Raw genomic sequence first — 11,242 nt, 5'->3', positions numbered from 1 at the left:
GCTTATACGGCGATCCCCTTTTCCAAGTCAACACACCCAAACAATGTTTTTTCACAATTTTGTAACATACTGATTCATAACACCGATTTTATTCGAGGCTTTCCACAGGCCGCCCCGAGCCACGGGTTGCCCTCAGAAACTCCTTATCGAACGCTCAAAACCGGCCGTCGGCATGCTCGACGGCCGTCATTCGGTCTGCCAAATGGTTCAAATCCTCTTGTGACGGAACCCGACGCGCACTTCCGGTGTTTCTACTTCCGTAACAAAGGAGAAACGACATGGCTGCCAACACCGACGATATCAGAGCCTCCGTCAGCAAGGACATTGCGGCCCTGCAGCAGGAAGTCTCGCGTCTTCAGAAGATGATCTCGGCACAGGGAGCCGAGGCCTACTACGAGGTGCGCGATCGTGCGGGCAAGGCTTACGACGACATCGCCCCGCGCGCCAAGACCGCTGTCGCCCAGATCAAGGCGGAGGGCGCCGCTGCGGCAGGCGCAGCCCGCGAACACCCGACGGCCACCACAACCGCACTTGCGCTTGCGGGCGCCATCGGCTTCCTCGCCGGCTACCTGCTCAGCAGCCATCAGGCGCCACCGCGCCAATGGTGGCGATAGCGCCCGTCTAATTGGGTATCCTCTCTCTGTTGCGAGCCGCGCTCATCCGACGTAGCATACGGCTCGTTATACTTAGGTCTTAGAAAAACCAATTTTCCGGGCTACGGACGAGACCATAACAAGAGGGAGGACTGCTGATGGATGCCAAGAGATCAAACTGCATCGTCGAAGTCAGCGTGGACGGCGCGCAAGGTCGCCTCGCGGTCGGCATTATGAACATGCGACAAGCTCTTGAACTGCCCGAAATGCCGAGCTGGTCATACACTCATCCGGATCCGGATAAGGCAGCGGCTGGTGTCGTCCTGAACCGGACCGAGCTTGCAGGTTTCTTGGGCCATCACTGATAGCGCGGCAAACCGGTCGGCACAGTCGCTGGTGGCTGATCGCCGATGGAAGACATGACCGGTGGCGCGCAATGCGCCGCCCCCTCACCTCCAGCCATGTCATACCCATCATTCTCACAGGTTTTATCCCTGCGTTTTTGAACAGCTTCGCTGGCGTCATCGCCGCGTTCATGCCAGAAACGCGTCCCATACACGCGACATCGGATAGGGGCAGCAGAGTGAGGGAGCGGCGCGCACCGCAAAGACAACGCGACCAAAAACCACGCGACGGCGCAAGATCCGGCGGCGAGCCGTCCGGCAAGCGTGTCACCCTGCCGCGTGCGCTCTCCAAGCTCGGCCACTGCTCGCGAACGCAGGCCGAGCGGCTGATTGCCGATGGCCGCGTCACCGTGGACGGACGCATCGTGTCGGAGACATCCGCCTGGGTGGATCTGGTCACCGCCAAGATCGAGGTCGACGGTGTCGGCATCGCAGCCGAGCCGATGACCTACCTTATGCTCAACAAGCCTCGCGGCCTGGTGACGACCCGCCACGATCCCGAGGGCCGCCCCACTGTTTATGACTGCCTGAAGGACGTCGACACGCCGCATCTGTCGCCGGTCGGACGGCTGGACAAGGCGAGCGAGGGCTTGCTCCTCTTTACCAACGACACGGTTTTCGCCCAGGCGCTACTGGACCCGATCACGCATGTGACGAAGACCTATCACGTCCAGGTCGACAGGATCATGGATCCGCAGGTGCTGGCCGAGATGACCTACGGCCTCCGCCATGACGGCGAGGTGCTGAAAGCCGTGTCGGCGACGTTGCTCAGAAGCGGCGGTCGGAACTCATGGATCGAGGTCGAACTCGACGAGGGCCGCAACCGGCAGATCCGCCGCATGCTGGAGGCGCTGGGGACGGAATGCCTGCGCCTGGTGCGCGTTGCGATCGGCGGCGTGCAGCTGGGCGACCTGCCGAAAGGCGCAGTGCGGACGCTCACCGAAGCCGAGCTCAAGGGGTTGCGCCGGCGCACCGGCATGGAAGCGACGAAACGGAACTGACGCCATCCCTGATTTGACAGCATGTGCCATGAAGCGACGGATTTGACGACATGAGAGACTTCACGACGTGAGAGACCTGGCTGCACAACACGACTTCTGGCAGGAAATCCATCCGGCTGGCAGCTTCCCGCTGCATGCCGAGGCCACCTCCTTCTATGTGGCCGAGCTCGACGATGGCAGCCAGCTTCGCCTTCCCTTGCGCGTTTTGGCGGACGGCCGGCACGCTCTTGCCTCGCTGATCGTCAACCAGGCAAGCTTCGACGTCCTCGATGGTCTAGCCGAGCGTCTCGCCGACAAGCTCGGCCCCTTCGATATCGACGTCGTCGTCGGCCTGCCGACCCTCGGCCTGACACTCGCTTCCGCTGTCGCGCAGAAGCTCGGACACAAAAGATACGTGCCGCTCGGGACCTCGCGGAAATTCTGGTATCGCGACGATCTGTCCGTCCCGCTGTCCTCGATCACGACGCCGACGCAGCAGAAGCGTCTTTATATAGACCCGCGCATGTTGCCGCTTCTCGAAGGTCGCAGGGTGGCGCTGATCGATGATGTCATCTCCAGCGGCGCCTCGATCCTGTCGGGATTGGCGCTTCTTTCCGCCTCATCCATCGAACCTGCCGCAATCGGTGCCGCCATGCTGCAATCGGACCGCTGGCGGGAAGCACTTCCGACCGCCGGTCCGCAATGGCTGGACCGGACCGTCGGCGTCTTTTCGACGCCGTTGCTCGAGAGAACCGACGGAGGCGGCTGGCGCCGGCCCGGCACCTGATCCCGCGCCGCCCGAACTCACCGAGCATACGCGTTTCGCAACTGCTGGCCCTGTACAGGGCCCACCGAACGGCTAAAGTCGTCGCGATCGGATAAGTTTCGGAAGGTTTCATGACGTTCGAACAAGCATCGCTGTTGATCCTGCTGGTCGCGATGCTTGCTCTCTTTCTTATGGACCGTTTCCGCATCGAGGTGGTGGCGATCGCAGGCTTGCTGGCCGGCTATGCGCTCGGCCTCTACCCCGTCGACCAGGTCTTTGCGGGTGCCGCCAGCCCCGTCGTCATAACGGTGGTGGAAATCCTGCTCGTCGTGCAGGTGTTGGCCCGTACGCGGCTTTTCGATCGGCTCTCGGGCATCCTGGCAAAGGCGCGCCTATCGAACTCGGGCATCATCGCGATCCTGTCAGCAGCGACCGGCTTCATCTCCATCTTCATGAACAATATCGGCGCCTTCTCGATCGCCCTTCCCGTCGCGCTCCGCGTCAGCGCCATCGTGGGAATTCCAAAGCGGCAACTGGTCATGCCGATTTCCTTCGCCGCCCTTCTCGGCGGCCTGGTGTCTCTGATCGGAACGCCGGCGAACCTGATCGTCAGCGATGCCCTTTCCAAAGCGACCGGAGTGGGTCTGCCGCTCTTCGATTTCGCCTATGTCGGCCTGCCGGTCGCGATCGCCGGGATCGCCCTGACCGCATGGCTGGCGCCCCGGCTTTTTCCCGGCAGCCAGGACTTGACAGCTGCCGCACCTCCGGGACGCCGCATGGTGGCAGAGCGTCGCGTTCCGGCCAACTCGCCGCTCATCGGAACACACCTGTCGGAGCTGCCGGATCGTTTCTCGCTGCGTCCGTACGCCCTGATCCGCAATGACGTCTTCGTGTTCGGAGCGCCGGGCAAATCCATGGTCGAAGCGAGCGATCTACTCTTTGCGGAGGCTGACGATACGCTCCTGGACGAGCTTGCTGCATCCGGCGCCCTGGCGGCCGCGCATCCCGGTCGATGGCAGACCGAAACGACCCGGATCGAGGCCGTGGTCATGCCCGAAAGCACGCTGGTCGGTTCGCGGCTGCGCTCGCTGGACGTCTTCGCCAGCCGCGATGTTTCCGTCACCGCGCTGTCGATGCGATCCCCGCGCGTCGAAGGACGCTTCCACGATCTGCAGCTCTCGATCGGCGATGTCGTCGTGCTGGAGGGCGCGCGCGAGGCGATCATGGACGCTCTGGACGAGTGCGAATGCCTTCCCCTCGCCTCGCCTGCAGCGCCCTCTCACGCCGCGGGCACATGGCAGCCTTTCGCGATCTTCGCCTGCGGCATCGCCGCGACCGCGTTTGGGATCGTGCGGCCGGACATTGCCCTGGCCGGCGTCGTCCTGGCGCTCGCGCTCTTCAATTATCTGAACATTCGCCAGGCGATGGCCGATCTCAACTGGCCGATCATCATCATGCTCGCCGCGATGATCCCCATAGGTTCGGCGGTCGCAACCACCGGCACCGGGGAAATGATCGCGGCCACCCTCAGTCTCGTCGTGCCCGTCGACAAGCCGCTGGCCGGGCTCGCGCTCATTCTGTTCCTGGCCATGGCGCTGACGCCATTCGTCAACAACGCCACGGTCGCCATCATCCTCAGTCCCATCGCGATGGAGTTTGCGTCGGTCGGCCATCATGCACCGGAAGCGTATCTGATCGCTGTTGCGGCCGGCGCCTCACTGGATTTCCTCACACCCTTCGGCCACCACAACAACACGCTCGCCATGGGCATCGGCAGCTATCGCTTCGCCGACTTCCTGAAGGCCGGGGCACCGGTAGCGCTGGCAAGCTACATTTTGAGCCTGCTTCTCATATATGTCGTCTGGCTTTAGACCCGGATTGCTTGACATCGCCGACGATGGAACTAGAGCAAGGGGAAGCCCCGATAAATTGACCCCGACAAACTACAAGGACGGTCGAGCACGTGCGAATCCTCTCCGAAGCCCATTTTCCAGAGCTGCCGAACTACTACCGCGGCAAGGTGCGCGAGAACTACGACCTTCCCGACGGGCGTCGCATCATCATCAGCACGGACAGGCTGAGCGCCTTCGATCGCATTCTCACCTGCATTCCCTACAAGGGGCAGGTTCTGACACAGACCGCGCGCTATTGGTTCGAGGCGACGAAGGACATCTGCCCGAACCATGTCATCGAGTATCCGGACCCGAACGTCGTCATCGGCAAGCGTCTCGATATCCTGCCGGTCGAAATCGTCGTGCGCGGCTATCTCGCCGGCACGACCGGCACCTCGATCCTGACGCTCTACAAGAAGGGCGAACGCGAGATGTACGGCATGCGCCTGCCGGATGGCCTGCGCGACAATCAGAAGCTTCCGTCGCCGGTCATCACCCCGACAAGCAAGGAATTCGACGGCGGACACGACGAGCCGCTGACACCGGCCGAGATCGTCGATCGTGGCCTGCTGACGGGGGAGCAGTGGGAGACGCTGTCAAAATACGCGCTCGCCCTGTTCGCCCGGGGGCAGGAACTCGCCGCCAGGCGTGGACTGATCCTCGTCGATACGAAATATGAATTCGGCACGGACGAGAACGGCACCATCATCCTTGCCGATGAAATCCACACACCGGACAGCAGCCGCTACTGGCTGGCGGACAGTTACCAGGCAAGCTTCGACGCCGGCACGCGCCCTGCAAGCTTCGACAAGGACTTCGTCCGTGCTTGGGTTGCCGAGCGATGCGACCCTTACAAGGACGATATTCCGGAAATTCCGGCCGAACTCGTCGAACAGACCTCCAAGGTCTACATCAAGGCCTACGAGGCGATCACCGCACAGCCCTTCGTGCCCGACGACAGTGAAGCCACCCCGGCCGAGCGCGTTCGCCGCAATCTCTCGTCCTATTTCTAGGAAATCGATCCGGCCGCAGAGAGGGGAGCGCGTGCAACATTGACTTGCAGGCTTTCCTCAACTGGCGTTAGGTTGGCAAAGATGGGGCGCCGGATTGAGCCGGCGGGGGAAGGCATGGCACGCAGGCCACGACGCAAGGCCGAAGAGACGCGCGAAGACATTCTGACAATGGCGGAACTGCTGTTTCGGCAGCGTGGCTTCGTCGCAGTGTCGATCGCCGACATCGCGGCCTCGCTGGGCATGTCGCCGGCCAACGTGTTCAAGCATTTCCGTTCCAAATCCGCCCTCGTCGACGCCATTGCCGAGCGCCACCTCGGCGATGTGGCGGATCGTTTCGCGTCCTTTGACGGCGACATCCCGCCAAAGGAACAGCTGCTACGCTTTGTATTGCGCTTGCTGGACAGCCACCTGGAGGACATCCAGCAGAACCCTTACCTCTTCGAAATGGTGCTGATGACGGTCGAGGCGAAGCTCGACGCAGCCGTTCGATACCGGGAGCGTATTGTCCAGAAGCTGGACGACATCATAAGGGAAGGCATCGCCGGCGGCCGCTACCATTGCTCCCACCCCGAGGAAGCCGCAGGCACTGTCGCCGATGTCCTCGCAAGCGTCCTGCATCCCGTTCTCATCGCCCGTGACGACAAAGACACACTTGTTCGCCGCGCGCAGCACATCGTCAATTTCGTCGATGCCGCACTGCAAAATAGCGCTTGCTAAGTGACGATTCATAACTTACGTCACTTCGTAAAGTCTTTCTTAAATTCAAGATCAGTGGCATTTGATTCTGGATCGATGAGCGGCCTTCTCCCAAGAGGCCATTGATTCCGACTGCCACCGCACAGGGAATTCAATATGATACGTCGCTTCCTCCTCGTTTCCTCGGCTCTGGCAATCGGCGCCGCGCTGGCAGCCTGCAGCGATAGCGGCAACAAGCAAGGCGCAGCAGGCGCGGCGGGAGCCGCACAGCAGGCCGCGCCCGTCGGTGTCGTCGCGCTGAAGAAGGCCGACTTCCCTGTCACGACCATCCTGCCCGGTCGCGCCGAAGCGTTTCAGACGGCAGACATACGCCCGCAGGTAAGCGGCATCATTCGTGAAATCCCGTTCCGCGAAGGCGGCGAGGTCAAGAAAGACGACATCCTCTACCAGATCGAGGACGCTCCCTACCGCGCGACTGTCGCCCAGGCCAAAGCCGCCATTGCCAAGGCAGAAGCGAGCGTCCCGAGCGCACAGAGCAACTTCGACCGCTACCAGCGTCTGGTTGGATCGGGCGCCACGCAGATCGAATTCGAAACCGCCAAGACGAACCTCCTTCAGGCCCAGGCCGAGGTCGAGGCCGCGAAAGCTGCGTTGACGGCTGCCGAGATCGACCTCGATCACACGCAAATAACGGCTCCCTTCGACGGTGTCATCGATCAAACGGCCTACAATGTCGGCAACGTCGTTGCCGCCAACCAGACGACCGCGCTGACCACGGTCCGCCAGCTCGATCCGGTCTACATCCTCCTGACGGAATCGAGCACCAACCTGCTGCGGCTTCGCAACGCGATCGCGTCGGGCGAAATCAAGGGTACGAGCGGAAATGGCGCCTTCCGGCTGATCCTGGAGAACGGCAAGGAGTATGACCAGAAGGGCACGCTCGACATGTCGAAGTCGGTTGTCAGCGAGACGACCGGCACCTTCACCATCCGCGTGCGCTTCCCCAATCCGGACCGCATCATCCTGCCGGGCATGTATGTCCGCGCAACGCTGGAACTTGGCACCGAAAGCGGCTTCGCCCTGCCGCAGCTTGCCACCAGCCGCAACGCCAACGGCGAGTTGACGGCCCAGTTCGTCTCCGCCGACGGCAAGGTCGAGACGCGCATCTTCGAAAACGCATCGCCTTCCAACAACGCCTGGCTGGTGACCGACGGCATAAAGGACGGCGATCAGCTGATCGTTTCCGGCCTGCAGTCGATCACCTCGGGCATGCCCGTGAAGCCGATGCCAATGCAGATCAATGAGAAGGGCATCGTCGTGCCTGCGGAACAAGCCGCGTCCGGCGACGCGCAGAAGCCCGCCGCGAAATAATGCGACGCACATTGATCCGAGCCGTACAGGAATAGCCCAATGGCCAAGTATTTTATCCGACGCCCCATCTTCGCGTGGGTCATAGCGATTACGATCATGCTTGCGGGCCTGCTCGCGATCTTCACGCTGTCGATCTCGCAATACCCAGACATCGCCCCGACGACGGTACGCATTAACGCCACCTATCGCGGCGCCAGCGCGGAGACCGTCGAGAAATCCGTGACGACGATCATCGAAGACGGCATGACCGGCCTCGACGACCTAACCTACATGACGTCGACCTCATCGACCGGGTCCGCCAGCATCTCGCTGACCTTCGGCACCAGCGCCGATCCCGACATCGCCCAGGTTCAGGTCCAGAACAAGCTCCAGCTCGTCCAGTCGAAGCTCCCCGGCGACGTCATCGACGCCGGCATCAGCGTGACGCGGTCGACGTCGAGCATCCTGCTCGTCGGCTCGCTGGTTTCCACCGACGGCAAGCGCAGCTCCGTCGATCTCGGCAACATCATGTCGACCTCGATCGAAGACCAGATTCAGCGGATCGAGGGCGTCGGCAGCATCAACATCTTCGGCTCCGGCTACGCGATGCGCGTCTGGCTCGATCCCTTCAAGCTCGTCAAGTACCAGCTGACCACCGGCGACGTGACGTCGGCAATCGAAGCGCAGAACACGCAGGTGTCCGTCGGTTCGCTCGGCGCCCAGCCAGCCGTTGACGGACAGCAGCTCAACGTGACGATCACCGCGCAGAGCCAGCTGACCACTGTTTCGGACTTCGAGCACATCATCCTGAAGGTCGAGAAGGACGGTTCGACCGTTCGCCTGAGCGACGTTGCGCGCATCGAGATCGGACAGGAAAGCTACGGCGGCTCGTCCCGCTACAACGCTCAGCCGTCAAGCGGCTTCGCCGTCAACCTGGCGATCGGCGCGAACGCCATCGACACGGCTGCCCGCGTCCGCGGCGCGCTCGACACAATCAGCCGCGGCCTGCCGGAAGGCGTCGAGATCACCTACCCCTACGATACGACGCCCTTCGTCGAACTCTCGATCGAAAAGGTCGTGCACACGCTGATCGAAGCGATCGTCCTCGTCTTCGTCGTCCTTCTCATCTTCCTGCAGAACCTGCGGGCGACATTGATCCCGACGATCGCCGTTCCCGTCGTGCTGCTCGGAACCTTCGGCATCCTGGCGATCACGGGCTATTCGATCAACACCCTGACCATGTTCGCCATGGTCCTTGCGATCGGCCTGCTGGTCGACGACGCCATCGTTGTCGTCGAAAACGTCGAACGCATCATGACCGAGGAGAAGCTCTCGCCGCTGGAGGCGACTGAGAAATCCATGGGTGAAATCACCGGCGCGATCGTGGGCATAGCGCTCGTTCTCACCGCCGTCTTCATTCCGATGGCCTTCTTCGGCGGCTCGACCGGCATCATCTACCGCCAGTTCTCGGTCACCATCGTTTCGGCGATGCTCCTCTCCGCGCTCGTCGCCATCGTGCTGACGCCTGCGCTGTGCGCGACCATGCTGAAGCCGGTTGGCGAGCACAAGAAGCACCGCGTCGGCGACTGGTTCAACCGCAACTTCACGCGTTCGACAAACGGCTATGTCAGCACCATCGGCTATCTCCTGAAGCGTCCGATCCGCGTCATGCTCGTCTTCCTCCTCGTTGGCGTGGGCTGCGCCTATCTCTTCACGCGTCTGCCGACTTCGTTCCTGCCGCAGGAAGACCAGGGCGTCCTGTTGACGATCGTCACGACTCCTCCCGGCTCCACCACCCAGCAGACGCAGGCTGTCGTCGAGAAGGTCGAGAAGTATTATCGCGAAAACGAAAAGGATGCCGTCCAGTCCGTCTTCGGAGCCCTCGGCTTCGGTTTCAACGGCTCCGGCCAGAACAGCGCCATCGTCTTCACCAAGCTCAAGGACTTCTCCGAGCGCACGGACCCGAACCTGCATGCGCAGGCCGTCGTCACGCGCGCGCTGAAGACCTTCTTCACTTTCCGGGAAGCCCAGGTCTTTGCCCTGCTTCCGCCCGCGATCCAGGGTCTCGGCGTATCGAGCGGCTTCTCGATGTATCTGGTCGATACCGGCGGCCACGGAACGGATGCCCTGGATGCCGCTTCCAAACGCCTGATTCAGGCGGCCAATGCCAGCGGCAAGGTCGTGGCGCTGCGCAGCAACAACAAGGAAGTCGAGCCGCAGATGAAGATCGTCATCGACCAGGAGAAGATCGGCGCCATGGGTGTCGACATCGCCGCGGTCAATTCGATGCTCTCCGTCATCTTCACCGGCCGCGACGTGAACGACTTTACGCTCAACGGCGAAATCAAGCCGGTCTATGTGCAGGGCGACGCGCCGTTCCGGATGCAGCCGAGCGATCTCGACCATTGGTATGCCCGCAATTCGAACGGCGAGATGGTGCCCTTCTCTGCCTTCACCCGCACGGAGTGGGTCAAGGGAGCGCCGACGCTGGCGCGCTTCAACGCCGTGAGCGCAATCCCGCTCGACGGTGCCTCGGCGCCGGGCGTCAGTTCCGGCGATGCGATGAACGAAATGGAAGCACTGACCGAGCAGCTCGGCGGGGGCTATACAGTTGCCTGGCAGGGTATTTCCTACCAGGAGCGCCTTTCCGGCTCGCAGGCCCCGATGCTCTACGCGATCTCGGTTCTCGTCGTCTTCCTCTGCCTCGCGGCGCTTTATGAAAGCTGGTCGATCCCGTTCTCGGTCATCATGGCGGTGCCTGTCGGTGTTCTCGGTGCGCTGACGGCCGCCACCGTCTTCGGCCAGGCCAACGACGTCTACTTCAAGGTGGGCCTGCTGACGACCATAGGTCTTGCGGCGAAGAACGCGATCCTGATCGTGGAATTCGCCAAGGACCGAATGGAGACCGGGATGGGGCTGATCGAGGCCACCCTCGAGGCGGCGCGGCTGCGGCTGCGCCCCATCGTCATGACCTCGCTGGCCTTCATCCTGGGCGTCGTTCCGCTGGCGATTGCAACCGGTGCAGGCTCCGCCGCGCAGAACGCGATCGGCATCGGCGTCCTCGGCGGAATGCTCTCCGCGACGGCTCTCGGCATCTTTTTCGTGCCGTCCTTCTTCGTCGTGATCCGCCGCATCTTCTCGCGGCGCCGAAAAAATGAGGCGGGAGTGTGATATAAATGCACTGTGATAAATGCGAACTCATTGATACATTGCCGCCAACTGCTTCGGGATGGTGTTTCTCGTACGAGCGAAGCGCGGCCGATAGCGAAGCATGACGGCTTCAGACATGAATGAATTTGGTCGAGTTACAGGAAGATTGTTAATGGTATCGTTTCGCTTCGCCTCTCCGGCACTGCTGCTCCTTCTCGCGGGCTGCGTGAGTGGTCCGGATCACGTCCCTCCGGAGATGCCGCTACCGGCCAAGTTCAACGAGGGCGCGGGGAAGGTCGGCGGCGACGTTTCGACGGTTGCCTGGTGGACGGCCTATCGCGATCCGCGGCTGAACTCGCTGGTGGGTGAAGGCCTGAGCGAGAACCTGACGATCCAGC

General features: G+C 62.1%; 9 protein-coding genes and 1 pseudogene. All 10 read left to right on the top strand.

Features of this window, described 5'->3' with window-relative positions; translation table 11 throughout:
• The first annotated feature begins 278 nt into the window (after nt 1-278).
• Entirely contained in the window at nt 279-614 is a 336-nt protein-coding gene (locus ASC97_RS27900) for a hypothetical protein (RefSeq protein ID WP_057471592.1), read from the top strand.
• Between the two features lie 137 nt (nt 615-751).
• Nucleotides 752-958, top strand: coding sequence for a hypothetical protein (locus ASC97_RS27895; RefSeq protein WP_057471591.1), 207 nt, complete (start codon nt 752-754; stop codon nt 956-958).
• A gap of 218 nt (nt 959-1,176) precedes the next feature.
• On the top strand, nt 1,177-1,998 hold the full coding sequence (locus tag ASC97_RS27890; RefSeq protein WP_057471593.1) for a pseudouridine synthase: 822 nt from the start codon (nt 1,177-1,179) through the stop codon (nt 1,996-1,998).
• Nucleotides 1,999-2,065: 67 nt separating this feature from the next.
• Nucleotides 2,066-2,764, top strand: a complete 699-nt coding sequence (locus ASC97_RS27885) for a phosphoribosyltransferase (protein WP_057471590.1) — start codon at nt 2,066-2,068, stop codon at nt 2,762-2,764.
• Nucleotides 2,765-2,874: 110 nt separating this feature from the next.
• Nucleotides 2,875-4,614 (top strand): SLC13 family permease, encoded by a 1,740-nt coding sequence (locus ASC97_RS27880; protein ID WP_057471589.1) that lies wholly within the window; start codon nt 2,875-2,877, stop codon nt 4,612-4,614.
• A 92-nt stretch (nt 4,615-4,706) separates the two neighbouring features.
• On the top strand, nt 4,707-5,648 hold the full coding sequence (locus ASC97_RS27875) for a phosphoribosylaminoimidazolesuccinocarboxamide synthase (RefSeq protein ID WP_057471588.1): 942 nt from the start codon (nt 4,707-4,709) through the stop codon (nt 5,646-5,648).
• 114 nt (nt 5,649-5,762) lie between these two features.
• Nucleotides 5,763-6,365: a TetR family transcriptional regulator gene (locus ASC97_RS27870; RefSeq protein ID WP_057471587.1), complete on the top strand. Its 603-nt coding sequence runs from the start codon at nt 5,763-5,765 to the stop codon at nt 6,363-6,365.
• A 135-nt stretch (nt 6,366-6,500) separates the two neighbouring features.
• The gene (locus ASC97_RS27865) at nt 6,501-7,715 is read left to right on the top strand and encodes an efflux RND transporter periplasmic adaptor subunit (RefSeq protein WP_057471586.1); all 1,215 of its coding nucleotides are present in this window, start codon (nt 6,501-6,503) and stop codon (nt 7,713-7,715) included.
• A 39-nt stretch (nt 7,716-7,754) separates the two neighbouring features.
• A complete protein-coding gene (locus ASC97_RS27860) occupies nt 7,755-10,865 on the top strand; it encodes an efflux RND transporter permease subunit (protein ID WP_057471585.1) in 3,111 nt (1,036 codons plus the stop codon).
• Between the two features lie 151 nt (nt 10,866-11,016).
• A pseudogene (locus ASC97_RS27855) lies at nt 11,017-11,242 on the top strand (efflux transporter outer membrane subunit); the annotation flags it as partial.

The organism is Rhizobium sp. Root1203 (assembly GCF_001424945.1).
In the GTDB taxonomy this organism is placed as follows: domain Bacteria; phylum Pseudomonadota; class Alphaproteobacteria; order Rhizobiales; family Rhizobiaceae; genus Rhizobium.
The sequence above is the reverse complement of the archived record's forward strand: the minus strand, read 5'-3'. Positions and strand labels throughout refer to the sequence as shown.